This is a genomic window from Streptomyces phaeochromogenes (assembly GCF_001418655.1).
Taxonomy (GTDB): domain Bacteria; phylum Actinomycetota; class Actinomycetes; order Streptomycetales; family Streptomycetaceae; genus Streptomyces; species Streptomyces phaeochromogenes.
Window position 1 is genome coordinate 1 of the sequence record NZ_LIQZ01000070.1, and the last position, 25,735, is coordinate 25,735.

Consider the following 25,735-nt stretch of genomic DNA (forward strand, 5'->3'; position numbering starts at 1 on the left):
GGGCGGCGCCGCCCAGCAGATGGTCAACCAGGTCGTGCAGCAGGCCAAGGCCGCCGTCGAGCCCGTCATCGAGCGCAACCCCGACGTCTTCGACCACCTGGCCACCGCCGGCTCCGAACTGCTCGCCGCCTACCGCTCCGCCGTCGAGGCGCAGGAGCGGCGCTGGACCACCCGTGACACCGCCCCGGGGCCCCGTGACGAGGGCACCGGTCCCGGTGAACACATCGACCTCGACTGAAGCCCCTCGGGTACGGTTGGCCGTAGCGGGGCTCGACCGAAACTGAGGGATTCATGGGACTCACCATCGGCGTCGATATCGGCGGCACGAAGATCGCGGCCGGCGTGGTCGACGAGGAAGGCAACATCCTCTCGACCTTCAAGGTGCCGACTCCGACGACGCCGCAGGCCATCGTGGACGCGATCGCCGCGGCCGTAGAGGGTGCCCGGGCGGGGCACGAGATCGTCGGCGTGGGCATCGGCGCCGCCGGATACGTCAACCGCCAGCGCTCGACGGTCTACTTCGCCCCGAACATCGACTGGCGGCAGGAGCCCCTGAAGGACGAGGTGGAGGCCCGCGTGGGCCTGCCGGTCGTCGTCGAGAACGACGCGAACGCGGCGGCGTGGGGCGAGTACAAGTTCGGCGCGGGCAAAGGCCACCGCAACGTCATCTGCATCACGCTGGGCACCGGCCTCGGCGGCGGCATCATCATCGGCAACAAGCTGCGCCGCGGGCACTTCGGCGTGGCCGCCGAGTTCGGCCACATCAGGATGGTCCCCGACGGCCTGCTGTGCGGCTGCGGCTCCCAGGGCTGCTGGGAGCAGTACGCGTCCGGTCGCGCCCTCGTCAGGTACGCGAAGCAGCGCGCCAACGCGACCCCCGAGAACGCGGAGATCCTGCTGTCGCTCGGCGACGGCTCCCCCGACGGCATCGAGGGCAAGCACATCTCGATGGCCGCCCGCCAGGGTGACGCGGTGGCCGTCGACTCGTACCGCGAGCTGGCCCGCTGGGCCGGTGCCGGGCTGGCCGATCTGGCCTCGCTCTTCGACCCCTCCGCGTTCATCGTCGGCGGCGGTCTCTCGGACGAGGGCGAGCTGGTCCTCGACCCCATCCGCAAGTCCTACAAGCGCTGGCTCGTGGGCGGCAACTGGCGTCCCGTCGCCGACGTCATCGCCGCCCGACTGGGCAACGAGGCGGGGCTGGTGGGTGCGGCGGATCTGGCTCGGGAGCCCGATCCGATCATGTAGTCGCGCTTCGACCGCCCGCCGTTTCCCTCCGGGGCGGCGGGCGGTTCTGTTTGAGGGGTCGAGGGGCGTGGGGATCTGCGGGCCGGCGAGGGTTGGTCGCGCAGTTCCCCGCGCCCCTAAAAGATTGCGCAGTTCCCCGCGCCCCTGAAGAGGGGCGGTAGCCCCTGCTTTCAAGGGGCGCGGGGAACTGCGCGACCAGCCCCCACCGGGCCCGCGGCGAATCTGACGACCCAGAACCGGCAGGGCATATATCTTGATCGACATGCCGACCAGCCCTTCCGCCAGTCCGCTACCGGCGTCCCGTACGGAATCCGACGGTTCGGCCGTCATCCGGGTCCTCAGCTACAACATCCGCTCCATGCGCGACGACACCGCCGCACTCGCCCGAGTGATCGGCGCCTGCGAACCTGACCTCGTCCTCGTCCAGGAAGCCCCCCGCTTCTTCCGGTGGCGCAAGAAACTGGCCCGCCTGGCCGCCGCGTCCGGCCAGGTGATCCTCTCCGGTGGTGGCACGGCCTCGGGCCCCGCACTCCTCTGCTCCCTGCGGGCGACGGTCGAACGCACCGAGGACGTACTGCTCCCGCTCACCCCAGGACTGCACAGACGCGGCTTCGCCACCGCGGTGGTCCGCTTCGGCGGCGCTGCGCGTCTCGGCGTACTGAGCTGCCACCTCTCCCTCCAGAAGGACGAGCGCCACGAGCAGGGCGGCATGCTCCTCGACCGCCTCGCCGCCCTGGGCGCTCCGCACGCCGTCGCGGGTGGCGACCTCAACGAACGACCGAACGGCCGCACCTTCAAACGCCTCGCCACAGAGCTCCGGGACGGCTGGGCGGTGGCCCCCTGGGGCGCGGAGTACACCTCGACGCCCACGGACCCCCACCAGCGCATCGACGCGCTCTTCGCCACGGAGGGCGTGGAGGTCCTGGGCTGCGGGGTACCGATCGGCCACCCCGGAGTGACGGAGGCAGATCTGAGGGCCGCCACGGACCACCTGCCGGTCCTGGCGGCCCTCAGGGTGCCCGCCTCCTAGCCGGTACGCCTAGGGCCGCTGCCTGGCCCGGTCGGTGACCGCCCAGCCGTCGAGGTACGTGAGCTGGGTGTAGGACTTCATGTCCGTGCCGTCACCCGAGGTACGACTGTCGCGGAAGCCGAGGAACTCGTACGACTCCGGGTCGAAGATGAACGTGCTGCCGATGGTGCCCGGACCGGAGAGCGAGATCCCGATGCCCGCCCGGCCCTTGGCGTCGGTGAGCCCCGGGGTCACCTTCACGCCGGGCACCCTGCTGAGTGCTTCGTAGGCAGCCGCCCTGAGACCCTCGGGCATCACGGGGACGCGGTAGAGAAGTCCGGCGAGGCTGAACCCCACCATCTGCCACTCGTCCTCCGTGACGGGCTTCGAGTAGTTCGGCGTCTTGTCGAACGGGTTGCGCATCGCCTTGAGCAGCTTGTCCGGCTCGGTCGGCAGCTTTTCGAGCCGGGTCCAGTCCTGCGTCGGCCAGATGGACTCGTTCGCCTTCGGAGGATCGGCCCACCAGCCCTTGCCGACCTCCATCACCCAGGACCGCTGGGAGTCGTCCACCGACCGCCAGTTCTCGTCGACGTACGTCTTGGTGGTGCCCGATTTCAGGTTCGTCTCCTTGACGATCTCCTTCGTGTAGATGAACTGGTCGTCCCGTGGCGCGACCGGCTCCTCGTGCTTCCGCTGGTATGCGGCGGCGCCGTACAGCACCGTCCGCGCGCTCACGTTCCGCAGGGCGGGGGAGCTGTCGTTCGGCGGTGTCGCCGTGTGCCCCGTACCGCCGTCGTCGCGGACCGCGACCAGGACCGTGGCGGCGACCGCGGCCGTGACCGCGCCCGTCAGGGCGATGCGCAGGGCAGGACGCCGACGGCGCACGGCGGGAGCCGGGTCGCGCATCGCGGTGAGCAGGCGCGTGCGCGCCCGCTGCCGGGTCGCGTCGTCGAGCGGGGGCGCCCCCGCGTCCCAGCCGCTCAGTTCGTCGAGTTCACGCATGGGCGTCTGCCTCCCGGAAAGCTGTCGGATCGGATCCGCCCAGTGCTTCGCGCAGCCTGCCGCGCGCCCGGTGCAGCCGGGATCTGACGGTGCCGACGGGCACACCGAGGGCTCGGGCCACTTCCTCGTAGTCGAGGCCGGCCCAGGCCACCAGCAGCACCACGTCGCGATGCCGGGCGGAGAGCCCGGACAGCGCGGCCGCCAGTTCCCGGCGCACCCCTGTGGCGCCGGCCCTGGCGACCGCGCGATCCGCCACGGCTTCCTCGTGCTCGACGGGAAGCGGAAGCCGCGAGAGCGCCTTGAAACGGCGCGCCTCGGCTCGTCGATGTCGGCTCGCGAGGTTCGTCGCGATGCCGAACAGCCACGGGCGGGCGTCGGCCCGCTCCAGGTCGTACGTGTGGCGCCGCTGGAAGGCCGTCGTGAACGTCTCCGCCATCAGGTCCTCCGCCGCCTCGGGACCGAGCCGCCGGGCCACGTAGCGGTGCACGGTGTCGGCGTGACGGTCGAAGAGCACGGCGAACAGCTCGGGCTCGTCCCGAGACCGTTCGATCACACGGGCGTCGCTTTCCTCGCGCCTCTCCTCGCGCGTGAGGACGCCCGGTCCGACGGTCATCGGGGCTCCTTTCGTTCGACTGAACGCCTCGAAGGCTTGGGCTTGTTCGGGTTGTCCACCCCTACTTCGCCGATCGGCGGGATCGAGTTCCATCGAGGGTTCCGCCTTGGGGCCGCACCCACGCGAAAGCCCGCCCGGGAGTTTCTCCGGGCGGGCTTCCGTACGTACCTGTGCGCGGCGTCAGACCACCGCGCCGCGCCCCGGGTCGTCCTCGTCCTCGTCGTCGCTGCGCATGCGGCCGACCAGCGTGGCGAAGCCGCCGAGGAAGCCGCCGATGCCGATGGTGGCGAGCCACCACGTCATGTTCCAGCCGAGCAGGACGGCGAGGAGGAGCAGGAGCGGGCCGCCGATCACGGCCAGCCAGGCGAACCTGGCCGTCGCGTCCGTGGCGGGCAGCGGGGGCGGCTCGGGCGGCACGAAGTGGCCCTCGTCGTCCTCGTCGAGGTCCTCCTCGGCCGGTTCGGGCATCGAGTAGTCGCGTGGGCCGGAGACACCGGGCGCGAACGCGACGGAGCTGCCGAGCGGCTTCTCGGTCTCGGCGGAGGACTCGTCCTCCGCCGCCGGCTCGGTGGCCTCGGTGGTGTCCGTCGACCCCTTCGCGTCCTTGGAGCCCTTGGTGCTTCTGGCGCTCTTCGTGTCGGTGTCGCCCGAGTCGTTCGTCTCGGGCTCCAGGAGCGCCAGGTCCTCGATCGACTTGAAGGGCTTGGCGCCGGGCGGGTCCGGCGGCTCGTCGCCGTACCCCGCGACGATCGCCTCCCACGCCGCGGCCTCGTCGAACGACGGGCCCTGTTCCTCGCCGGAGGGCGCGTCCTTCTCCTCGGGTTCGCGGTCCGCGTCGTGCTCAGCCACCAGTGGCCGTCCCTTCCTGCTGACCCGCCTGGCCCGCGCCGGTCTCCTTGCCGGCGCCGGGTGCGAGCCGGGAGACGAAGGCGAAGCTCTCCTCGAAGATCCGGTCCGCGTCGTGGTCCAACGTCGCGACGTGGTAGCTCTGTTCCAGGAGTATCTCCGTGACATCCACGGACGACACCCGGCTGAGGATGCGGGCCGAGTCGGCGGGCGGCACGACATGGTCCTGCGGGCTGTGCAGGAGCAGCATCGGCTGGGTCACCTGCGGCAGCTCGCCGTCGACCAGCCGGAAGAAGTTCCGCAACGAGTGCGCCGCGTGCAGGGGCACCTTGTCGTAGCCGACCTCGATGCCGCCCTCCTTGGCGATGTCGCTGGTCAGCCCCTTCGTCGTACGGACGAGATGGCGGAGTACCGGAAGGGCGTACGCGGCCAGGCCGTGCACCTTGTTCGCCGGGTTGACGACCACGATGCCGCTGATCTCGTCGCCGTGCTTGGCGGCGAGCCGCAGGGTGAGGGCGCCGCCCATGGAGAGGCCGAAGACGAAGACCTGGGAGCAGCGCTCGCGCAGGGCGCGCAGCTCACGGTCCACCTCCGCGTACCAGTCCTGCCAGCCGGTGACCTGCATGTCCTCCCAGCGCGTGCCGTGCCCGGGCAGCAGCGGCAGCGCGACGGTCAGACCGCGCTCGGCGAGATACTCCGCCCAGGGGCGCAGCGACTGCGGAGAACCGGTGAACCCGTGGCAGAGAAGGACCCCGACCTCTCCGCCCTCGTGGCGGAACGGCTCGGCTCCAGGAAGGACCGGCACCTTCGGTCTCCTGTTCATTGAAGAGGGACGACTCATGGGACGACTCATGGAAGAAGGACGCTCTGCGAAGTAAGGACGACTCATGAAGAGGGACGGCTGTTCATCGAGAACTGTTCATTCGGGAGAACGGTTCCCTGTTCATTCCGGGGCGACGCGACGACCACCCCGAAGCTTCGAGGCGTACTTCACCGTACGCGACCGCACTGACACGGACCAGGGCCGTCGGGCCCTTTGACAGTGCTCCGGGTTAGGGTCTGACCGACAGACACAGGAGGCACTCGCTTGATCTACGGCGCAATGAAGTTTTCCATCGGAGGGCCCCTGAAGCTCGCTTTCAGGCCCTGGGTGGAAGGCCTCGAGAACATTCCCGCCGAGGGCCCGGCCATCCTGGCGAGCAATCACCTGTCGTTCTCGGACTCGTTCTTCCTGCCCGCGGTCCTGGACCGCAAGGTGACGTTCATCGCGAAGGCCGAGTACTTCACGACCCCCGGCGTCAAGGGCCGGATGACGGCCGCCTTCTTCAAGGGCGTCGGCCAGCTGCCGGTGGACCGCTCCGGAGGGCGCGGCGCGGGCGAGGCGGCGATCAAGAGCGGCGTGGACGTCATCGAGCGCGGCGAGCTGTTCGGCATCTATCCCGAGGGCACGCGGTCGCCCGACGGCCGCCTCTACCGGGGCAAGCCCGGCGGCCTCGCGCGCGTGGCGCTCGCCACCGGCGCTCCCGTCATCCCGGTCGCCATGATCGACACCGAGAAGATCCAGCCGCCCGGCAAGGTGATGCCCAAGCTGATGCGCCCGGGCATCCGCATCGGCAGGCCGCTGGACTTCAGCCGGTACAACGGCATGGAGCACGACCGGTTCGTCCTGCGCGCCGTGACCGACGAGGTCATGTACGAGATCATGAAGCTCTCCGGGCAGGAGTACGTCGACATCTACGCGACGGCCGCCAAACGGCAGATCGCGGACGAGGCGAAGGCGCAGAAGCAGGCGCTCAAGGAAGCCCAGAAGGAAGCGGACCAGGCCCTGAAGGAAGCGGAACAGGCCGAGAAGGAAGCCGAGAAGCAGGCTCAGAAGGAAGCCCAGAAGGAAGCGCTGAAGGAAGCCGAGCAGGCGGAGCAGCAGACCGAGAAGGACGAGAAGGAACGGTCCGACTCCTAGACGCGGCCGTCGGGGGATGGGGTAGTGGGGGACATGGCCAAGCGCGAGAGAGTCATGAGAATGTCGGTCGAGCAGCCGCTGTGGCGTGCGCTGACCGGATACCGCGTCCTGACGATGTTCTACGCGATCGGCCTCTTCGCCACCCACTACAGCAGCTTCGTCCGTCCCGAAGTGGCCATCGGCTACTACGTGGTGCTCATCGCGTGGACCTTCGGGACCCTGCCCAGGGTGGCCAACGCGGCCAGCTGCACCAAGCGCTTCCTCGCCGCCGACCTGACCATCGCGCTCACCGGCATCCTCCTCACGCCGGTCGCGGACGCCCACGACCGGATCGTGGACGGCGGCCCGACCCTCCCGTCGATATGGACCGCGGGTTCCGTGCTGGCGTTCGCGATCAAGGGCGGCTGGCGCTGGGCGGCCTTCGCCTCGGCGCTCGTCGGCGTCGCCAACGTCGTCCAGCGCGGCGCGCTCAGCCAGGACACCCTCCACAACGTGCTGCTCGTCTGGGTCGCCTCCATCGCCATCGGATACGTCGTCGAGGTGGCCCGCGCCTCCGAGCGCACCCTCGCCCGCGCCCTGGAGATCGAGGCCGCCACGCGCGAGCGGGAGCGGCTCGCCCGCGACATCCACGACGGTGTCCTCCAGGTGCTGGCCATGGTGCAGCGGCGCGGTGCCACGCTCGGCGGAGAGGCCGCGGAACTGGGCCGCCTCGCGGGCGAGCAGGAGGTCGCGCTGCGCACACTGGTCTCGGGCGGGCTCGTACCGGTCTCACGCGTGTCCGAGGACGAGGCCGAGGGCGCCCTGGTGCGCGCGGTGGACGAGCCGGACCCGGACGACGGCGGCCCCTGCGACCTGCGCTCGCTGCTCGCCCCGTACGCCACCGCGAAGGTGACCTTCTCCGCGCCGGGCACGCCGGTGCCGCTCGACCCGGCCGCCGCGAAGGAGCTGGCCGCCGCCGTCGGCGCCGCCCTGGACAACGTCCAGCGGCACGTGGGCGCGGACGCCCGCGCGTGGATCCTCGTCGAGGACGAGCCGGACGAGGTGATCGTGACCGTACGCGACGACGGTCCCGGCATCCCCGAGGGCCGGCTCGTCCAGGCCGAGGGGGAGGGCCGCCTCGGCGTGGCCCTGTCGATCCGCGGACGGCTGCGCGAGATCGGGGGCACGGCCGAGCTGATCTCGGTGCCGGGCCAGGGCACGGAGGTCGAACTGAAGGTCCCGAAGACGGACGTGACGAACGTGAAGGACCCGAAGGGTCCACGGGGGAAGGCGGAACAGCGATGACGAGGGCGACGAGGACCACGGGAAAGCCGGCGGGGAAGGCCACGGAGGCCATGGCGAAGGCGGGACGGCGATGAGTGACGGACAGGGCGGCCCGATCAGGGTCATGGTGGTGGACGACCACCCCATGTGGCGCGACGCGGTCGCGCGCGACCTGGCCGAGTCCGGGTTCGACGTGGTCGCCACGGCGGGCGACGGCGAGCAGGCGGTGCGCCGTGCGCAGGCCGCCGCGCCCGACGTCCTCGTCCTCGACCTGAACCTGCCGGCCAAGCCCGGTGTGCAGGTCTGCAAGGAGCTGGTCGGGGTCAATCCCGCCCTGCGCGTCCTGGTCCTCTCCGCGAGCGGCGAGCACGCGGACGTCCTGGAGGCGGTCAAGTCGGGGGCCACCGGCTATCTGCTCAAGTCGGCGTCCACGGACGAGCTGATCGACGCGGTGCGCCGCACGGCCGTCGGCGACCCCGTCTTCACGCCCGGGCTCGCGGGCCTGGTCCTCGGCGAGTACCGCAGGCTCGCCTCCGACCCCGGGCCCGCGACGGGCGGCGACGAGCCCAGGGCGCCGCAGCTCACCGACCGGGAGACCGAGGTGCTCCGGCTGGTCGCCAAGGGCCTGAGCTACAAGCAGATCGCCGAGCGCCTCGTGATCTCCCACCGCACCGTCCAGAACCATGTGCAGAACACCCTGGGCAAGCTCCAGCTGCACAACCGTGTGGAGCTGGTGCGCTATGCCATAGAGCGGGGCCTCGACGACGCGTAAACCGTCCGCGTCCCACCAAAGAGTGAAGACGCATGATCAACCCCCGCACAATTCACCGGAATTGACCTTCCGCCCTCTGCTGAAGTGACCTGGATCACTATTAGCGTGAGTCCCATCAGCCAACCGCGGCGAAGGGACTTTTCCATGCGGGTCGGAGTACTGACCGGAGGCGGCGACTGCCCCGGGCTCAACGCCGTCATCCGGGGCATCGTCCGCAAGGGCGTGCAGGAGTACGGCTACGACTTCACCGGCTTCCGGGACGGCTGGCGGGGGCCCCTGGAGGGCGACGCCGTCCGGCTCGACATCCCCGCCGTGCGCGGCATCCTGCCCCGCGGCGGCACCATCATCGGCTCCTCGCGCACCAACCCCCTCAAGGTCGAGAACGGCATCCGCCGGATCAAGGAGAACCTCGCCAAGCTGGAGGTCGACGCGCTCATCGCGATCGGCGGCGAGGACACGCTGGGCGTCGCCGCCCGTCTCACCGACGAGTACGGCGTCCCGGTGGTCGGCGTCCCGAAGACCATCGACAACGACCTCTCCGCCACCGACTACACCTTCGGCTTCGACACCGCCGTGGGTATCGCGACCGAGGCGATCGACCGGCTGCACACCACCGCCGAGTCGCACATGCGGGTGCTCGTCTGCGAGGTGATGGGGCGGCACGCGGGGTGGATCGCGCTCCACTCGGGCCTCGCGGGCGGCGCGAACGTCATCCTCATCCCCGAGCAGCGGTTCGACGTCGATCAGGTCTGTGCGTGGGTGACCTCGCGTTTCAAGGCCTCGTACGCGCCGATCGTGGTCGTCGCGGAGGGGGCGATGCCGAAGGACGGCGACATGGTCCTCAAGGACGGCTCGCTGGACTCCTTCGGTCACGTCCGCCTCTCCGGAGTGGGCGAGTGGCTGTCCAAGGAGATCGAGCGCCGCACGGGCAAGGAGGCCCGCACGACGGTCCTGGGCCACGTCCAGCGGGGCGGTACCCCCAGCGCCTTCGACCGCTGGCTCGCCACCCGCTTCGGCCTCCACGCCATCGAGGCCGTCCGCGACGGCGACTTCGGCAAGATGGTCGCCCTGCAGGGCACCGACATCGTCCGCGTCCCCATCGCCGAGGCCACGGCCCGCCTGAAAACGGTGGACCCCCGCCTCTACGCGGAGGTAGGAGTCTTCTTCGGCTGACTCAACCTCTCCTCGCCCCCGCGCACACCTGAGCCACCAGCTCCCGTACGACGTCCGTGCCGCGCAGCGTCAGCACCGACTCCGGGTGGAACTGGACCCCGGCGAAGCCCGGCCCGCGCAGTGCGTGCACCTCGCCCGCCGGGCTGCGGCTTACCTCGACGCCATGGGCCGCCAGTTCCACCGCCGCCTCGTCGTCGCACCGTGCCACGAAGCTGTTGTAGAAACCGACGGTCTCGGTCCGCCCGAAGAGGTCGATGTCCGTCTGGGCGCCCTGGTAGGGGATCTCCTTGCGGACGGTCTCCAGGCCCAGCTCCGCCGCGATCAGCTCATGCCCGAGGCAGACCCCCAGCACGCCGTGCCGGTGGCTCCGGATCACCTCCGCGGTCAGGCCGCGCAGGAAGGCCATCTTCGGGTCCGTCATGTCCGAGGGGTCGCCCGGCCCCGGCCCCAGCACCAGCGGACCCTCGTGCGCGAGCACCGTCTCCCGCAGCCCCGGCTCGTCGTACCGCCGGACGGTCACCTCAAGGCCCGACGAGCGCAGCAGATGCGCGAGCATCGCCGTGAAGGTGTCCTCCCCGTCCACGACCAGCGCACGGCCCTCCAGGTCGGCCGACCGCTCCTGCATCCGCAGCCAGAACGGCGCAAGCGCCGCCCGCCGCCCGTCCAGCGCCGCCCGCACCCGCGGATCGTCCGCGAGACACGCCCGTACTTTCTCCGCACCGGGCCGTCCGGGGCGTACCCCCAGCGCGGCCAGCACCCCGGCCGCCTTCGCATGCGTCTCGGCGACCTCGCTCGCCGGGTCCGACCCCCGTACGAGCGTCGCGCCGACCGGGACCCGCAGCCGGCCGCCCTCGTCGATGTCGGCGGTCCGGATGAGGATGGGGGAGTCGAGGGTCTGGGCCCCGCCGGAGTCCCGCCCGATCAGCGCCAGCGCCCCCGCGTAGTACCCGCGACCGCCCACTTCGTGCCGTTCGATGACCCGGCACGCGTTCTGCACCGGCGACCCCGTGACCGTCGCCGCGAACATGGTCTCCTTCAGCACCTCCCGCACGTCCAGCGACGACTTGCCCCGCAACTCGTACTCGGTGTGCGCGAGATGGGCCATCTCCTTCAGCCGCGGCCCGATCACGACACCGCCCATGTCGCCGACCGTGCACATCATCTTGAGCTCCTCGTCGACGACCATCGAGAGCTCCTCGATCTCCTTGCCGTCGGCCAGGAACTCCAGCAGGTCCTCGGGCGTCGGCCCCTCGGCGGGATAGCGGAACGTCCCGCTGATCGGGTTCATGACGACCGTCCCGCCGGACATCCGGACATGCACCTCCGGGCTCGCCCCGACCAGCGTCCGCTCTCCCGTGTGCACGACGAACGTCCAGTACGCGCCCCGCTCACCGACCAGCAGCCGCCGGAAGAGCGCCAGCGCGTCGGCCCGTCCGAACCCCGGGATCTCGCCCTCGTACGTCCGCCGGATGACGAAGTTCGCGCCCTCGCCCCGCCCGATCTCCTCGTGCAGCACCCGCCCGACGATCTCCGCGTACGCCTCGTCCTCGACGTCGAAGCCACCGCCCTCGACCCGCACGTCGTGCGCGGGCAGCTCCGACAGGGCCTGCTCCAGGGAGAGCTCGTACGACTCCTCGGGGGTGAGCACCGCGAGCGGGGTGCCGTCGTCGCGGACGTCGAAGCCGCGCTCCCGGATCTGGCGGTACGGGACGAGGGCGAGGCCCTCAGGGATGTCGGCCAGCCGCTCGTACTCGGTGACCGGGCCGAGCAGCAGCTCGACGGTGTCGTGATCATGGCCCGGCGTGCGGCGGCGCAGCAGGGCGAACGGGCGGGGATCGGCCTGCAGGTCGAGCAGATTCATGGGTCCGGGTTCCTTCTCGGCGTCTCGTGGGAGAGGAGTGGAGAGGAACGGTCCCGGTCGCGAAAACACCGAAGGCCGCCCCTCGGGCGGCCTTCGCGAAGTCTTGCGTACGCGCAGTCAGTGGGCCGCCGGATGAGCGGTCCACCACCAGTTCTGGATCGGGTTCTGGATCGAGTGCGCGAACATGCGCCGCACCTTACCCCATGCGAAACCCTGTGTGACGGCGTACATACGGCGTACGCACGGCGTGCACATCGGGGCGTTCGATCGAGCGCGGCCCGTCTCAATTGATGAGCATGGGGATGGACGCCCGACACGACCCCGTAATGTTGAGGTCGTGACCGTGAACGCTAAGTCCAGCGCAAGCGCTGGCAACACCTGGCGAGACCTGCCCGCGGCGCAGCAGCCCGAGTACCCGGATGCCGAGGCTCTGCGCGATGTGATCGCGGACCTCGAGTCGTATCCGCCGCTCGTCTTCGCCGGCGAGTGCGACCAGCTGCGCGCCCGGCTGGGAGCCGTCGCCAAGGGCGAGGCGTTCCTGCTTCAGGGCGGCGACTGCGCCGAGGCCTTCGACGCCGTGTCCGCCGACCACATCCGCAACAAGCTCAAGACCCTGCTCCAGATGGGCGCCGTCCTCACGTACGCGGCGTCCGTGCCGGTCGTGAAGGTCGGCCGCATCGCCGGCCAGTACTCGAAGCCCCGCTCCAAGAACACCGAGACCCGCGACGGCGTGACCCTGCCGACCTACCGCGGCGACTCGGTCAACGGCTTCGAGTTCAACGAGAAGGCCCGCATCCCGGACCCCGAGCGCCTCAAGCGGATGTACAACGCCTCCGCCTCGACGCTCAACCTGGTGCGCGCCTTCACCACCGGCGGCTACGCCGACCTGCGCCAGGTGCACGCCTGGAACCAGGACTTCGTGAAGACCTCGCCGTCGGGGCAGCGCTACGAGCAGCTGGCGCGCGAGATCGACCAGGCGCTGAACTTCATGCACGCCTGCGGGGCCGACCCGGAGGAGTTCAAGACCGTCGAGTTCTACGCCTCCCACGAGGCGCTGCTCCTCGACTACGAATCGGCGCTGACCAGGGTCGACTCCCGTACGGGCCACCTGTACGACGTCTCCGGGCACATGGTGTGGATCGGTGAGCGCACCCGCCAGCTGGACGGCGCGCACATCGAGTTCGCCTCGAAGATCCGCAACCCGATCGGCATCAAGTTGGGCCCGACGACGACGGCCGAGGACGCGCTGCAGTACATCGAGCGCCTCGACCCGGACCGCGAGCCAGGCCGGCTGACCTTCATCGTCCGCATGGGCGCCGACAAGGTCCGCGACAAGCTCCCCGAGCTGGTCGAGAAGGTCACCGCCTCCGGCGCGACCGTCGCCTGGATCACCGACCCGATGCACGGCAACACGTACGAGGCGGCCTCCGGCCACAAGACCCGCCGCTTCGACGACGTGCTCGACGAGGTCAAGGGCTTCTTCGAGGTCCACAAGGGCCTGGGCACCCACCCGGGCGGCATCCACGTCGAGCTCACCGGTGACGACGTCACCGAGTGCGTGGGCGGCGGCGACGAGATCTTCGTCGACGACCTGCACCAGCGCTACGAGACGGCCTGCGACCCGCGGCTGAACCGCAGCCAGTCCCTTGACCTGGCGTTCCTGGTGGCGGAGATGTACCGGGACCAGTAGTAGATCAGCAGCCGTTTCGGTTGTTACAAGAGCGTGTATTGGGGCGCGGATCACATACGATCCGCGCCCCATCGCACTTTTGCGGCTCCGGTCCGGCGGGTAAGGTTAGGTTAGCCTCACCGATTATCGGGATGGCGCGACGACCCAACGAATCCCGTCGGGAGGTGAACCGCGTGTACGTCTGCAACTGCTTCGGGGTGACCGAGGCGCAGGTGAAGAAGCACGCGGAGGGCGGTGCCTGCACCCCCCGGCAGATAGCGTCGGCCTGCAAGGCGGGCACCGACTGTGGTTCGTGCGTACGACGCATTCAGGCGCTGTTGGGCAGGGGTGACTTCCCCCGGCGCGAGTCGTCGGCCGACCAGGGCATGCCCGTGCTCTCCGAAGTGGAAGCGCTGGAAGAGGCCGCTTAGCCGTTCCGGCCGCTCGCCGCTCGCTGCCTTGCCGCTCAGCTGTCCGGCTGCTCGATGAGCTGCGCGATGTAGAGCGCCTCGCCGAGCTTCTCCACCAGCTCCAGCTGGGTGTCCAGATAGTCGATGTGGTGCTCCTCGTCCTCGAGGATCGACTCGAAGATGTTCGCGGACGTGATGTCGCCCTTGGTCCGCATCACCTCGATACCGCGCTTGAGCCGGTCGATCGCCTCGACCTCGACCTGCCGGTCCGCCTGGAACATCTCCGTGACCGTCTGCCCGACGCGGACGTGGAACAGCCGCTGGTAGTTCGGCAGGCCGTCCAGAAAGAGGATGCGGTCGGTCAGGATCTCCGCGTGCTTCATCTCGTCGAAGGACTCGTGCCGCGTGTACTTCGCCAGCTTCGTCCAACCGAAGTTCTCCTGCATCTTCGCGTGCAGGAAGTACTGGTTGATCGCGGTGAGTTCGGCGGTCAGCTGCTCGTTGAGGAATTCGATGACCTCGGGATCGCCCTGCATCGCAGAGGCTCCTTCCAAGCGGGGGGAACTGGCAGGTTGCGCCGCATGATTGCACCGGCGTAGAAGATCGTCCAGTAAGTGCATGCTTAGTAAGTAAGTACTTGCTTAGTCCTGGTTGTACCGAGTTGTCAGAGTCGGTGCGTACCTGGTCATGCCCATCGTCCGGGGTCTGTCAGGATGGAGTCATGGGTCAGCCGGTGGGTCGTGAATCTGGAGAAGCAGCGCAGTCGGAGCTTCCGCCGGGGCAGCGACTTCAGCGGGGCTGGCCGGTCACGCACTACGGGCCCGTGCCGAAGTTCCGCCCCGAGCGCTGGGAGTTCAGGGTCTTCGGCGCCACCGCCGACAGCGAGAAGCACTGCTGGACCCACGAGGAGTTCACCGCCCTGCCGTACGCCACGGTCGTGGCCGATCTGCACTGCGTCACCAAGTTCAGCATGATCGGTGCGGAGTGGGGCGGCATCCCGGCTCGTACGATCCTGGAGATCGCCCCGCCGGCGCCCACCGTCACCCATGTGATGGTCTGGGCCGAGTACGGCTTCAGCTCGAATCTGCGTCTCGACGACTTCGCGTCCGACCGCTCGATCTTCGCCACCCACAAGGACGGCGAACTGCTCACCGCGGAACACGGCTTCCCGCTGCGCCTCGTCGTGCCGCAGCTGTACGCGTGGAAGGGCCCCAAGTGGGTCCGCGGCGTCGAGTACATGACGGCCGACCGCCGCGGCTTCTGGGAGGAGCGCGGCTACCACAACGTCGGCGACCCCTGGCGCGAGCAGCGCTACTCGTACCAGGAGGAGCCCGGGGACGGGCCCGAGCTCTGAGCCCCGGCGCTCCCTGGGCTCCTTGGTTTCTTGGGCTTCTGGGGCTTCGCTCAGCCGGTTCCGGCGCTGCTCAGTCGTCCCGGAGCTTCTTCAGCCGCTCCACGTCCGCCGCGTGTCCCTCCTTGCCGCCGGGGGTCTCGATGATCAGCGGTACGCCCTCGGTGGCGGGGTGGGTCATCAGCGCACGGAACGGGTCCTCGCCGATGTGCCCGGCGCCGATGTTCTCGTGGCGGTCCTTGTGGGCGCCGGCCACGTCCTTGGAGTCGTTGGCGTGGATCAGCTTCAGCCGGCCCTCGCCGACCGTGTCCACCAGCAGGTCGAGCGTCTGGTGCATCCCGCTGGGCCCGGTGAGGTCGTGGCCCGCCGCGAAGATGTGGCAGGTGTCCAGGCAGACGCCCAGTTTCGGATGGGAGTCCAGCGCCTCGAAGTACGGCCCGAAGTCCCAGGTGCGTGAGCAGAGTGAAGAGCCCTGTCCGGCGGTCGACTCCAGCAGCAGGAACGGGTCGTCGTCGTGGGTCAGCTCGTCGAGCAGCGGCAGCAGATGCTCGCGGACCTGCTTCAGCGCGACCGACCGCTCCCGGCCCCCGGTCGCGGACCCCGTGTGCACGACGACGCCCAGCGCCCCGATCGCCCGCCCGCGCCGCAGCGAGTGCCGCAGCGACTCCACCGACTTCTCCACGGTCGCCTCGGTGTGCGAGCCGAAGTTGATCAGGTAGGGCGCGTGGACGTAGGCGGGGATCGACTCGGCGGCGCAGGCCGTGCGGAACTCCTCGTCCTGGAGGGGGTTTCCGGGCGGAGTCGCCCAGCCGCGCGGGTTGGCGACGAAGACCTGGACGGTCTCGGCGGCCAGCTCACGCGCGTACGAGAGGCCGACGGAGGCGAGGCCTCCGGCGACGGGGACATGGCCGCCGACGGGGTTGCGGGACTGCTGAGTGCTCACCCCTTCAGGGTGTCACGCGGTCCCGGTCGCGCGGTCGGCGGCCATGTCCCTGCGGGTGCCTGGGTGCCCGGCATGCCTGCCAGTGTGCCTGCGGCGCCCGTGTGCTTTTGTGCCCGTCCGTGTCAGCGGATCTCGATCGTGATCGTCGATCCCTCGGGCGCCGTGTCGCCGCCGTCCACCGACTGGCTCTTGACCGTGTCGCCGAAGAGGCCGAGCAGACCGCGGTCCTCCTCGACCTTGAAACCGGCCGCTTCCAGCTCCTGCTTCGCGTCGTCGACGCTGTCGCCCACGACGTCCGGGACCTCGATCATCTCCGGGCCCTTGGACACCGTCAGCGTGACGGTGTCGCCGCCGCCCGCCTTGGTGTCGGGGTCCGGTGACTGCTTGGCGACCTGGCCGGCCTCGTACTCGGACGTGACCTGCTCGGAGGCGACCTCGACCGTCAGACCGGCGTCCTCCAGCTCCTGCCTGGCGTCCTCAAGGTCGTCGCCCACGACGTCGGGCACGTCCACCGGGCTGCCCTTGCTGACGGTGAGCGCGATCGCCGAACCGCCGCGGCGCTCGGTGCCCGCCCCCGGTTCCGTACGGATCACGAAGCCCACCGGTACGTCTTCGCTGAAGCCCTTGGTGACCATGCCCGCCACCAGGCCCTCGTTCTTCAGGCGCTGCTTGGCCTTGGCCAGCGAGTAGCCCTCCAGGTCCGGCACGCGCACGATCTCCGGGCCCTTGGAGACCGTCAGTGTCACGGAGTCGTTGTCCCGGATCCGGGCGCCGGGCTTCGGGTCGCTGCTGATGACCCTGCCTGGCTTGACGGTGTCGCTGAAGCTGCGCTTGACGTCCTTCACGTCGAGACCGGCGTTCGTGAGCTGCTTCTTGGCCTGCGCCTCGGTCTTCGAGAGCACCCCCGGGACAGTGGTGAACTGGCCGGAGTTGATGTACCAGACGCCCGCGCCGAGACCGAGGGCCAGCAGCACCGCGGCGACGATCGCGAGCAGGCCGCGGCGGGGCGCCATCGAACGGCCGCCACGGCCGCCCCGTCCGCGGCGCGGCGGTTCGGGCGGCGGGGACGGCAGATAGCTCGTGCGGTGCAGCTCGGCGTCGTCGTCGTTCACCGGGAGGGGCCGCTGCACCGACAGAGAGAGCGGGATCACGCTCGTACGGTCGTCCGCGTTCTGGTGGTCCGTGGTGACCGCCTGGGGCGGGACGGCGTCCAGCTGGTCGGCGCTCAGCGCGTTCCGGGCGTCCAGGACCTGGGAGAGCAGCGCCACGGCGTCGTACGGACGGAGGTCGGGGTTGCGCGCTGTGGCCGTCGTGACCAGCTCGTCGAGCTCGTGGGCCAGGCCCGGGACGGACGCCGACGGCTGGGGCACGTCCTCGTGGAGGTGCTTGTAGAGCACGGTGGCGGGCGAGTCCCCGTAGTGCGGGCGGTCGCCGGTCAGCATCTCGAAGAGGAGGATGCCGCACGCGTACACGTCGACCCGGGGGTCGGCCGTGCCGTTCTCTATCTGCTCGGGCGCGAGATACGACACCGTGCCGAGCACGGCCCCCGTCGTGCTGGTGACCGTGTCCACGGCCCGTACGAGACCGAAGTCCGCGACCTTCACCCGGCCGTCGTCCCCTATCAGGACGTTCTCCGGCTTCATGTCGCGGTGCACGAACCCGGCGCGGTGCGCGGCGCCGAGCGCGGCGAGGACCGGCTCCAGGACGTCGAGCGCGGCGCGCGGCTGCAGCGCCCCGCGCTCGCGCAGCACGTCGCGCAGGGTGCATCCGGCGACGTACTCCATCGCCAGATAGACGAAACTGCCGTCCGTGCCCTGGTCGAAGACCTGCACCACGTTCGGGTGGGCGAGCCTGGCCACCGACTTGGCCTCGCGGATGAAACGGTCGACGAACGTGGCGTCGGCCGCAAGCGTCGGGTGCATCACCTTGAGCGCGAGCACCCGGTCCAGACGGGTGTCCACGGCCCGGTAGACCGTGGCCATCCCGCCGACCGCGATGCGCGCGTCGACGCGGTAGCGGCCGTCGAGCACGTGCCCGACGAGCGGGTCCTGAAGGGTCGTATCCACGCAGGTGAGTGTACGAGCCGCCACTGTCAACGCCGCCCGGACGGGCGATTCCGGGGCGGTACTGCAGCCGAGCTGTGACGGACGTCGCACGGTGACCGATGCCTTGCGGCGCCTGGATTCAGACAGGTGTTCAGGCCAAAGCTCAGAAAGCAGGCCTTTCCGGGTCCAACCGGGCGACACCCTCGACGGGGGACGACGCCTCGGCGAAGTGGCGGCGCGGGATGCGCCCCGCGCGGTACGCGAGCCGGCCCGCCTCGACCGCGTGCCGCATGCCCTCCGCCATCAGCACCGGCTCCTGCGCCCGGGTCACGGCCGAGGCGAGCATCACACCAGCGCACCCCAGCTCCATGGCGAGCGCCGCGTCCGACGCCGTACCGGCACCCGCGTCCAGGATCACCGGCACGCGCGCGTGCTCCACGATCAGCTGGAAGTTGTGCGGGTTGCGGATGCCGAGCCCGGACCCGATCGGCGAGCCGAGCGGCATGACCGCGGCGCACCCCACGTCCTCCAGCTTGCGGGCGAGCACCGGATCGTCGTTCGTGTACGGGAGGACCGTGAAGCCGTCGTCGACCAGCGTCTCGGCGGCGTCGAGCAGCTCGATCGGGTCGGGCAGCAGGGTGCGCTCGTCGGCGATGACCTCCAGTTTCACGAGGTCCGTGCCGAGCGCCTCACGCGCGAGCCTGGCCGTCAGCACGGCCTCCCCGGCGGTGAAACAGCCCGCCGTGTTGGGCAGCACACGGATGCCCAGCCGTTCGAGCACGGACAGGACCGAGCCGTGGGCCCTGGGGTTCACGCGGCGCATCGCGACCGTCGTCAGCTCGGTGCCGGACGCGACGAGCGAGCGCTCCAGGACGTCGAGGCTGGGCGCGCCACCGGTGCCCATGATCAGACGGGACGTGAAGGACGTACCGCCGAGGACGAAGGGATCGTCGGCCATGGGTCAGCCTCCTTGGACGGCGGTGAGGACTTCGACGCGGTCTCCCTCGGAGAGGAGCGTTTTCGACCACTGCGCGCGCGGGACGACGGTTTCGTTGAGTGCCGCGGCGACACCGGAGGGAGCCGCCGTGAGCGCGGCGACGAGGGTGTCGAGGGCGGTGTCCGGGGCCAGCTGCCGCCGCTCCCCGTTGACGAAGATGCTCATGCTCATGCGCGCTGCTCCGAGAGTGCGGCGGCACCGAACCGCCTGGGTGTGAACGGGCGGGCCTCGTCCGGGAGTTCACCGGTGGCCAGGGCGTGCGCCATGACGTCCCCGGTGACGGGCGTGAGCAGTACGCCGTTGCGGTAGTGGCCGGTCGCCAGCAGCAGCCCGGGGAGTGCGGTCGGGCCGAGCAGGGGCGCGTTGTCGGGGGAGCCCGGGCGCAGTCCGGCCCGCGTCTCGGTGAGCGGCAGCTCGGTGATGCCGGGGACGAGCTCGTGGGCGTCCCGCAGCAGCTCGTACACACCGCCGGCGGTCACCGTGGTGTCCCAGCCCAGCTCCTCGCTGGTCGCGCCGACGACCAGTTCGCCGCTCTCCCGCGGCACCAGATAGATGTGGCTGCCGCGCACGACGGCCCGCACGCTGCGGCTCAGGAAGGGCGCGTACCGCTTCGGGACGGTCAGCCGCAGCACCTGTCCCTTCACGGGGCGCACCGGCGGGAGTACGTCGTCGGGGACGCCCGTCAGGCGCCCGCTGAGGCTGCCCCCGGCGAGCACGACCTGGCCTGCCGAGAGCTCGGTACCGTCCGCCGTGACGACTCCGGTGGCCCGGTCCCGTACGACGGTCAGGCGGTCCGCCCACGTCCGGTGGAAGGTCACTCCGGCCCGCTCGCAGGCCGTGACCAGGGCCGCGGCCAGTCGCCGCGGATCGACCTGGTGGTCGCTGTCGACCCGGAGCCCGCCGCGCACGCCCGGCGCGAGCATCGGCTCCAGCCGTCGGCACTCACGGCCGCTGAGCCACTCCGACTCCAGGCCCGACCGGCGTTGCAGGGCGTGCACTTCGCGCAGATGGGCGCGGTCGTCGGCGTCGAGCGCGACGGCCAGCGCGCCGCACCGCCGGTATCCGATGTCCTGCCCGGTCGCCTCGGTCAGCTCGGCCGCGAAGTCCGGATAGCGGCGCGCCGAGGCCAGGTTGAGGCCGAGCAGGGTCTGCTCGCCGTAGTGGAGTTCGGTGACGGCGGCCAGCATCCCGGCCGCCACCTGCGCGGCGCCGCCGCCGGGCTCCGGGTCCACGAGCGCGGTCGTGAACCCGCGCTGCGCGGCCCGCCAGGCCGTGACGAGACCAATGATCCCGCCCCCGACGACCAGGACGTCGGACGTGCGCCTTGTATCGGCCGCATCGGTTGTGTCGGGTGTAACGGATGTCTCCGGAGTACGCGACATGGGCGTCCAGCCCCTCCCTTCGCCGGCATGACCCGGATCAGGTTCGTACGGTCGGAGGCCGTCCCAGCCTCCCTCTCAGCCCGGTGCGTCCGGACTCCCGCGAGTGCTTTACGTTGGCCACCCTAGCCCTTCGCCCCAACAGCCTGTAAGGGAGCCTTCACGCATGGCCCGCTCGCTCGACGGACTCCTCCTCGCCCCGGTCGCCGACCAGGCGCCGGGCCAGGTGGGCACCCGCACCCGGTTCGCCTACCACGAGAAGGACGGCGAGATCTGGGCCGAGTACGCGGGCGGCGACGTCGTACGCGGCCACCTCGTGGGCACACGCGCCGGCGACCGGCTCGACTTCCGGTACGTGCAGCTGAAGGCGGACGGCACCACCTCGTCCGGGCACTGCGTGTCCCAGGTCGTCGAACTCGCCGACGGGCGCGTGCGCCTGGAGGAGACCTGGGAGTGGGAGTCCCAGGAGGGCAGCGGGACAAGTGTGGTCGAAGAGGTCAACGAGGGCTGACGCTGTGCAACAGCTCACCGATCGCGCCCCCTGACCGACGATTTCACCAGTGTCTATGGTGATCGTGTGAGTGAGCAGACGCAGGGACTGAGCCCGGCGGCGCGACGGAGCGCCGTGATCGTCGGGGCGGGCATGGCCGGTGTACAGACCGCCGTCGCCCTGCGGGAGAGGGGCTTCACTGGAAGCGTGACCCTGATCGGCGCGGAGCCCCACCAGCCGTACGACCGGCCCCCGCTGTCCAAGGCCGTACTGCTCGGCAAGGCCGAGGGCTCCGCCTTCGACGTCGACTTCGAAGCGCTCGACGTAGAGCTCCGCCTGGGGCTCGAAGTGACCGGTGTGCACCCCTCGCGGCATGAACTCGACACGGTCGACGGCCCGGTTCCGTACGACGTCCTCGTCATCGCCACCGGCGCCGAGCCGATCCAACTGCCGGGCGCCCAGGGCGTACCCGGCGTCCATCTGCTGCGCACGCTCGACGACGCCGAGCGGCTGCGTCCCGTCCTCGCCAGGCAGCACGACATCGTGGTGGTGGGCGCGGGCTGGATCGGCGCCGAGTTCGCCACGGCGGCGCGCGAGGCGGGCTGCGCGGTGACCGTCGTCGAGGCCGCCGACCGGCCGCTCGCCGGTGTGCTGCCCGAGGAGGTGGCCGCTCCGATGGCCGCCTGGTACGCGGACAGCGGGGCGGTGTTGCGCACCCACGCGCGCGTGGAGCGCGTCGAGCCCGGCGAGGTGGTGCTCGACGACGGTTCGCGGCTGCCCGCGGGCGCCGTCGTCGTCGGTATCGGGGCCCGGCCCGCCACGGCCTGGCTGGCCGGTTCCGGGATCGAGCTCGGCGCCCGTCGCGAGATCGTCGCGGACGACCACCTGCGCACCTCCGCCCCGGACGTGTACGCGGTCGGCGACTGCGCCTCGTTCCCGTCCGGCCGCTACGGCGAGCGCCTGCTGGTCCACCACTGGGACAACGCCCTCCAGGGCCCGCGCACGGTCGCCGCGAACATCGTCGGCGAGACGTCCGCCGCGTACGACCCCGTGCCGTACTTCTGGTCCGAGCAGTTCGGCCGCTTCGTCCAGTACGCGGGCCATCACGGGTCCGCCGACGCCATGGTGTGGCGCGGGGACCCGGTCGGACCGTCCTGGTCGGTGTGCTGGCTCCGCGAGGGCCGCCTGGTCGCGGTCCTGGCGGTGGGACGGCCTCGGGACCTGGCCCAGGGCAAGCGGCTGATCGAGGCGGGCACGCCGATGGATTCCGGGCTCCTGCCGGATCCCGCACTGCCGCTCAAGGGCGCGACCGCCTGAGCGCTCCGCGGTGGCGCTCCGCCGGTCTGCCCGGTCGGAGGCCGTCCGGTGTCTGCGGGGCCGCGGGCGTGACACGGTCGCACCGGCCCGGGTACCGACTGTCAGTCCGAGATGGCAGGCTTGTGTTCGTGACCGAGATTGACGCAAAGATCGATGCTCTCGTCCCCGCCTGGCTCACCCTCCCCGACATCGCCGAACAGCTCGGCGTCGAGGTGACCCGCGTTCGGCAACTGGTCAAGGAAGGCCAGGTCATCGCCGTACGCCGTGGTGAGAACCGCGCGCTGCACGTCCCCGCCGCTTTCATCGACGGGGCCGAACAGAAGGTCGTCAAGGGCCTGACCGGCACTTTGACGCTCCTGCGGGACGACGGCTTCTCCGACGAAGAGATGCTCGAGTGGCTCTTCACCCCCGACGAGAGCCTGCCCGGTACGCCCGCGCAGGCTCTGAGCGAGAATCGCGGCACGGAGGTGAAGCGTCGCGCCCAGGCGCTCGCCGTCTGACCTGATCACGCCGTCCGGCGTACGGGCCGCGATCCTCACGGCCCGTACGCCACCGACACGACACGGGGGACCCACGCATGCCCGAATCCACCGCACGCGCCCGGCTCGCCGACGCCCGGGTGTACCTCTGCACGGACGCCCGCAGGCGCCAGGGCGACCTCGCCGACTTCCTGGACGCGGTCCTGGCGAACGGCGTGGACATCGTGCAGCTGCGGGACAAGGGCATGGAGGCGGCCGAGGAGCTGGAGCACCTCGCCGTCCTCGCGGACGCCTGCCGTCGGCACGGCACGCTGCTCGCGGTGAACGACCGGGCGGACGTCGCCCACGCCATCGGCGCCGACGTGCTGCACCTGGGCCAGGGCGACCTTCCGGTGCCCGCCGCCCGGGCGATCCTCGGCGACGACGTCCTGATCGGCCGTTCCACGCACGCCGATGCGGAGGCCGGGGCCGCCGCCGTCCAGGAGGGCGTGGACTACTTCTGCACCGGCCCCTGCTGGCCGACGCCCACCAAGCCCGGCCGCCACGCGCCGGGCCTCCCGCTGGTCCGGCACACGGCCGCGCTCGCCACGGACCGCCCCTGGTTCGCCATCGGCGGCATCGACCTCGGCAACCTCGACGAGGTGCTCGAAGCGGGCGCCCGCCGCGTCGTCGTCGTACGGGCGATCACCGAGGCCGACGATCCGGGCGCCGCGGCGGCGGAGTTCGCGAAGCGCCTGCGTCACGCGTAGGTGACCCGAGGCGGGAGCCCGGGGGTGCGGTCGACCGAGTGGGCAGTTGTCGGAGTGGGCAGTTGTCCGAGTGGTGGACAACAAATCGACAAAACGGGCAAAATTCCCGGATCCGGTTGGGTGACCGTCGCCCCCTGACTAACCTGCGGGTATGGCCCTCGGATCTGCTTCCACCAGGACGGACCGCGCACGCACGGTGCGTGACATGCTCGCGACCGGCAAGGCGACGTACTCGTTCGAGTTCTCCGCGCCGAAGACCCCGAAGGGCGAGCGGAACCTGTGGAACGCGCTGCGCCGGGTCGAGGCCGTGGCCCCCGACTTCGTGTCGGTGACGTACGGTGCGGGCGGTTCGACCCGGGCGGGCACGGTCAGGGAGACCGAGCAGATCGTCGCCGACACGACCCTGACCCCGGTCGCCCACCTCACCGCGGTCAACCACTCCATCGCCGAGCTGCGCAACATCATCGGCCAGTTCGCGGACGCCGGGATCCGCAACATGCTCGCCGTGCGCGGAGACCCGCCCGGCGACCCGATGGCCGACTGGGTGGCACACCCCCAGGGCCTGACGTACGCGGCCGAACTCGTCCGGCTCATCAAGGAATCCGGCGACTTCTGCGTGGGCGTCGCGGCCTTCCCCGAGATGCACCCGCGCTCGGCCGACTGGGACCGTGACGTCGCGCACTTCGTCGACAAGTGCCGGGCCGGCGCGGACTACGCGATCACGCAGATGTTCTTCCAGCCCGAGTCGTATCTAAGGCTGCGTGACAGGGTCGACTCGGCGGGCTGCGCGACCCCGGTCATCCCCGAGGTCATGCCGGTGACCAGCGTGAAGATGCTGGAACGGTTGCCCAAGCTCAGCAACGCCTCGTTCCCCGACGCCCTTAAAGAGCGGATCCTCACAGCCAAAGACGATCCGGCGGCTGTACGCTCCATTGGCATTGAGTTCGCCACGGAGTTCTGCGCGAGGCTGCTGGCCGAGGGAGTCCCCGGACTGCATTTCATTACGCTGAACAACTCCACCGCGACGCTGGAAATCTACGAGAACCTGGGCCTGCATCACCCACAGCAGGCCTAGACCGGTCGCATCGTCGTACGACACACTGCGTAGCGGTCACCTGGGAGAGGGGCGTACATGGGCTGGACGGTCCTCTACATCGCATTCGGCATCGTCGCGCTATGGCTGCTCGGCGAGGTACTGCTGCAGTACAAGGCGCGGCTGCGCTGGCGGCTGCTCGCCTTCGCCGGCTTCCTCGGGGTGGTCCTCGGTGTCCTGATTCCGAACGTGCTGGTCATCGGCCTGGGTGCCGCGGCCTTCGCCGTCGGACAGACGTACGTCACGCTCTCGTTCCGCAGCGGATTCGCCTCCGGCTGGGCCGTCAACGGCCTCGGCGGCGGACGCACCGGCTCCAGCAAGCGCCGCCGCGGCGAGGAGCGCAAGGACCCGACCCTTGAGGTCTCCGACCTCCACGCCGCGGAGACCACGACGTTTCCCAGCCAGGACTTCGGCCAGGACGACCCCTACGGGCGCGACGACTCGGTCTTCGGCCAACGCCCCACGGCCGCCGCCGAGTCGACCTCCGTCTACGAGCCGCAGCCGCTGCCCGACGACACGGGTCAGTACGGCGTGTACAGCGACGCCGCCTACGCTGCCGCCACCGACCCGGCGTACGCGGCTGCCGCGCAGGCCCAGGGACAGGGACAGGGACAGCAGGGCCAGGACCCGCTCGGCCAGAACTACGGGTACGACGGCTACTCCGGCTACGACCAGCAGCAGTACGGCTACGACACCGGGCAGCAACAGCAGTACGCCGCCTACTCCGACCCGTACATCGGCACGCAGGCCTATGACGCCGCGTCGTACGGGCAGCCCTACGACGCCTCGCAGCAGCAGTACACGCAGCAGGGCTACACCCAGGACCCGTACGCCACCAACGGCGGTTACGCCGCTGAGACCCCGGCCGGCGGTGTATGGGTGCCTCAGCAGCGCAACACCGAGGACCCGTACGGCGGCGAACTCCCGCCGGAGCAGTCGTATCCGTACGACGGCAACGGGAACAACGGGACCAATGGCGGCAACGGACAGCAGGGCGGCGGGTACGACGAGCAGTACCGGTTCTGAGTGAGCCGGCAGTAACGGTTCCGGTCAGTACCCGTACTGGGTG

At 70.5% G+C, this 25,735-nt stretch carries 28 protein-coding genes and 1 riboswitch; of the genes, 16 read left to right on the forward strand and 12 right to left on the reverse strand.

Features of this window, described 5'->3' with window-relative positions:
* The 3 genes from AOK17_RS10220 to AOK17_RS10230 all read left to right on the forward strand — a co-directional run.
* A partial coding sequence (locus AOK17_RS10220; protein ID WP_169801905.1) for a DUF5304 family protein occupies positions 1-238 on the forward strand: 238 nt, incomplete at its 5' end.
* A 53-nt stretch (positions 239-291) separates the two neighbouring features.
* Positions 292-1,245 (forward strand): ROK family glucokinase, encoded by a 954-nt coding sequence (locus tag AOK17_RS10225; protein WP_055612056.1) that lies wholly within the window; start codon positions 292-294, stop codon positions 1,243-1,245.
* A gap of 262 nt (positions 1,246-1,507) precedes the next feature.
* Complete coding sequence (locus AOK17_RS10230) at positions 1,508-2,275, forward strand: endonuclease/exonuclease/phosphatase family protein (RefSeq protein ID WP_055612057.1); 768 nt, start codon at positions 1,508-1,510, stop codon at positions 2,273-2,275.
* A gap of 9 nt (positions 2,276-2,284) precedes the next feature.
* Here the strand turns inward: AOK17_RS10230 and AOK17_RS10235 are convergent, their stop codons facing one another.
* The 4 genes from AOK17_RS10235 to AOK17_RS10250 form a co-directional block, all read right to left on the reverse strand.
* Positions 2,285-3,256, reverse strand: a complete 972-nt coding sequence (locus AOK17_RS10235; protein ID WP_055612058.1) for a CU044_5270 family protein — start codon at positions 3,254-3,256, stop codon at positions 2,285-2,287.
* Complete coding sequence (locus AOK17_RS10240) at positions 3,249-3,869, reverse strand: RNA polymerase sigma factor (protein ID WP_055612059.1); 621 nt, start codon at positions 3,867-3,869, stop codon at positions 3,249-3,251. The genes AOK17_RS10235 and AOK17_RS10240 overlap by 8 nt, the downstream gene beginning before the upstream one ends.
* A gap of 180 nt (positions 3,870-4,049) precedes the next feature.
* Complete coding sequence (locus tag AOK17_RS10245; protein ID WP_055612060.1) at positions 4,050-4,718, reverse strand: hypothetical protein; 669 nt, start codon at positions 4,716-4,718, stop codon at positions 4,050-4,052.
* Complete coding sequence (locus AOK17_RS10250; RefSeq protein ID WP_055612061.1) at positions 4,711-5,520, reverse strand: alpha/beta hydrolase; 810 nt, start codon at positions 5,518-5,520, stop codon at positions 4,711-4,713. Before AOK17_RS10250 ends, AOK17_RS10245 begins: the two co-directional genes overlap by 8 nt.
* A 297-nt stretch (positions 5,521-5,817) precedes the next feature.
* On the opposite strand from AOK17_RS10250, the gene AOK17_RS10255 reads away from it, so the two are divergent.
* The 4 genes from AOK17_RS10255 to AOK17_RS10270 all read left to right on the forward strand — a co-directional run bounded on the left by AOK17_RS10255 (position 5,818) and on the right by AOK17_RS10270 (position 9,883).
* Complete coding sequence (locus tag AOK17_RS10255; RefSeq protein ID WP_055612062.1) at positions 5,818-6,675, forward strand: lysophospholipid acyltransferase family protein; 858 nt, start codon at positions 5,818-5,820, stop codon at positions 6,673-6,675.
* Positions 6,676-6,708: 33 nt separating this feature from the next.
* A complete protein-coding gene (gene macS, locus AOK17_RS10260; protein WP_107102350.1) occupies positions 6,709-7,959 on the forward strand; it encodes a MacS family sensor histidine kinase in 1,251 nt (416 codons plus the stop codon).
* A 70-nt stretch (positions 7,960-8,029) separates the two neighbouring features.
* Positions 8,030-8,710 carry a response regulator gene (locus AOK17_RS10265; protein WP_055612064.1) on the forward strand — a complete coding sequence of 227 codons (681 nt, stop codon included), beginning with the start codon at positions 8,030-8,032 and terminating at the stop codon, positions 8,708-8,710.
* Between the two features lie 144 nt (positions 8,711-8,854).
* The gene (locus tag AOK17_RS10270; RefSeq protein WP_055612065.1) at positions 8,855-9,883 is read left to right on the forward strand and encodes a 6-phosphofructokinase; all 1,029 of its coding nucleotides are present in this window, start codon (positions 8,855-8,857) and stop codon (positions 9,881-9,883) included.
* 1 nt (position 9,884) lies between these two features.
* Here the strand turns inward: AOK17_RS10270 and AOK17_RS10275 are convergent, their stop codons facing one another.
* Positions 9,885-11,744, reverse strand: a complete 1,860-nt coding sequence (locus tag AOK17_RS10275) for an anthranilate synthase family protein (RefSeq protein WP_055612066.1) — start codon at positions 11,742-11,744, stop codon at positions 9,885-9,887.
* A 117-nt stretch (positions 11,745-11,861) separates the two neighbouring features.
* The gene (locus AOK17_RS53910; RefSeq protein WP_107102346.1) at positions 11,862-11,999 is read right to left on the reverse strand and encodes a trp operon leader peptide; all 138 of its coding nucleotides are present in this window, start codon (positions 11,997-11,999) and stop codon (positions 11,862-11,864) included.
* Positions 12,000-12,081: 82 nt separating this feature from the next.
* Here AOK17_RS53910 and AOK17_RS10280 point away from each other — a divergent pair, with 82 nt between their 5' ends.
* Together AOK17_RS10280 and AOK17_RS10285 are read left to right on the forward strand one after the other, a co-directional pair.
* Positions 12,082-13,434, forward strand: a complete 1,353-nt coding sequence (locus AOK17_RS10280; RefSeq protein WP_055612067.1) for a class II 3-deoxy-7-phosphoheptulonate synthase — start codon at positions 12,082-12,084, stop codon at positions 13,432-13,434.
* Positions 13,435-13,607: 173 nt separating this feature from the next.
* A complete protein-coding gene (locus AOK17_RS10285) occupies positions 13,608-13,844 on the forward strand; it encodes a (2Fe-2S)-binding protein (RefSeq protein WP_245697083.1) in 237 nt (78 codons plus the stop codon).
* A 35-nt stretch (positions 13,845-13,879) separates the two neighbouring features.
* Here the strand turns inward: AOK17_RS10285 and bfr are convergent, their stop codons facing one another.
* A complete protein-coding gene (bfr, locus tag AOK17_RS10290; protein WP_055612069.1) occupies positions 13,880-14,359 on the reverse strand; it encodes a bacterioferritin in 480 nt (159 codons plus the stop codon).
* Between the two features lie 185 nt (positions 14,360-14,544).
* Here bfr and AOK17_RS10295 point away from each other — a divergent pair, with 185 nt between their 5' ends.
* Positions 14,545-15,177 carry a sulfite oxidase-like oxidoreductase gene (locus tag AOK17_RS10295; protein ID WP_055612070.1) on the forward strand — a complete coding sequence of 211 codons (633 nt, stop codon included), beginning with the start codon at positions 14,545-14,547 and terminating at the stop codon, positions 15,175-15,177.
* 70 nt (positions 15,178-15,247) lie between these two features.
* Here AOK17_RS10295 and AOK17_RS10300 read toward each other — a convergent pair whose 3' ends face one another.
* The 5 genes from AOK17_RS10300 to thiO form a co-directional block, all read right to left on the reverse strand.
* Positions 15,248-16,117 (reverse strand): deoxyribonuclease IV, encoded by an 870-nt coding sequence (locus AOK17_RS10300; RefSeq protein ID WP_055612071.1) that lies wholly within the window; start codon positions 16,115-16,117, stop codon positions 15,248-15,250.
* Positions 16,118-16,239: 122 nt separating this feature from the next.
* A complete protein-coding gene (pknB, locus tag AOK17_RS10305) occupies positions 16,240-18,183 on the reverse strand; it encodes a Stk1 family PASTA domain-containing Ser/Thr kinase (RefSeq protein ID WP_055612145.1) in 1,944 nt (647 codons plus the stop codon).
* A 142-nt stretch (positions 18,184-18,325) separates the two neighbouring features.
* A complete protein-coding gene (locus tag AOK17_RS10310; protein ID WP_055612072.1) occupies positions 18,326-19,120 on the reverse strand; it encodes a thiazole synthase in 795 nt (264 codons plus the stop codon).
* Between the two features lie 3 nt (positions 19,121-19,123).
* On the reverse strand, positions 19,124-19,324 hold the full coding sequence (gene thiS / locus AOK17_RS10315; RefSeq protein WP_055612073.1) for a sulfur carrier protein ThiS: 201 nt from the start codon (positions 19,322-19,324) through the stop codon (positions 19,124-19,126).
* 2 nt (positions 19,325-19,326) lie between these two features.
* Complete coding sequence (gene thiO / locus AOK17_RS10320; RefSeq protein WP_055612074.1) at positions 19,327-20,541, reverse strand: glycine oxidase ThiO; 1,215 nt, start codon at positions 20,539-20,541, stop codon at positions 19,327-19,329.
* A riboswitch (TPP riboswitch) is annotated at positions 20,539-20,652 on the reverse strand. It overlaps the preceding gene by 3 nt.
* Before the next feature lie 52 nt (positions 20,653-20,704).
* Between thiO and AOK17_RS10325 the strand changes: the two genes are divergently transcribed.
* The 6 genes from AOK17_RS10325 to AOK17_RS10350 all read left to right on the forward strand — a co-directional run bounded on the left by AOK17_RS10325 (position 20,705) and on the right by AOK17_RS10350 (position 25,692).
* A complete protein-coding gene (locus tag AOK17_RS10325) occupies positions 20,705-21,049 on the forward strand; it encodes an avidin-fold protein (RefSeq protein WP_055612075.1) in 345 nt (114 codons plus the stop codon).
* 66 nt (positions 21,050-21,115) lie between these two features.
* Complete coding sequence (locus AOK17_RS10330; protein ID WP_079052915.1) at positions 21,116-22,345, forward strand: NAD(P)/FAD-dependent oxidoreductase; 1,230 nt, start codon at positions 21,116-21,118, stop codon at positions 22,343-22,345.
* A 128-nt stretch (positions 22,346-22,473) separates the two neighbouring features.
* Complete coding sequence (locus tag AOK17_RS10335; RefSeq protein WP_055612147.1) at positions 22,474-22,845, forward strand: Rv2175c family DNA-binding protein; 372 nt, start codon at positions 22,474-22,476, stop codon at positions 22,843-22,845.
* Between the two features lie 77 nt (positions 22,846-22,922).
* Positions 22,923-23,573 (forward strand): thiamine phosphate synthase, encoded by a 651-nt coding sequence (thiE, locus tag AOK17_RS10340; protein ID WP_055612076.1) that lies wholly within the window; start codon positions 22,923-22,925, stop codon positions 23,571-23,573.
* A gap of 151 nt (positions 23,574-23,724) precedes the next feature.
* Positions 23,725-24,648, forward strand: coding sequence for a methylenetetrahydrofolate reductase [NAD(P)H] (metF, locus tag AOK17_RS10345; RefSeq protein ID WP_055612077.1), 924 nt, complete (start codon positions 23,725-23,727; stop codon positions 24,646-24,648).
* 57 nt (positions 24,649-24,705) lie between these two features.
* Positions 24,706-25,692, forward strand: coding sequence for an SCO2102 family sporulation regulator (locus tag AOK17_RS10350; protein WP_055612078.1), 987 nt, complete (start codon positions 24,706-24,708; stop codon positions 25,690-25,692).
* Positions 25,693-25,735: the final 43 nt, after the last annotated feature.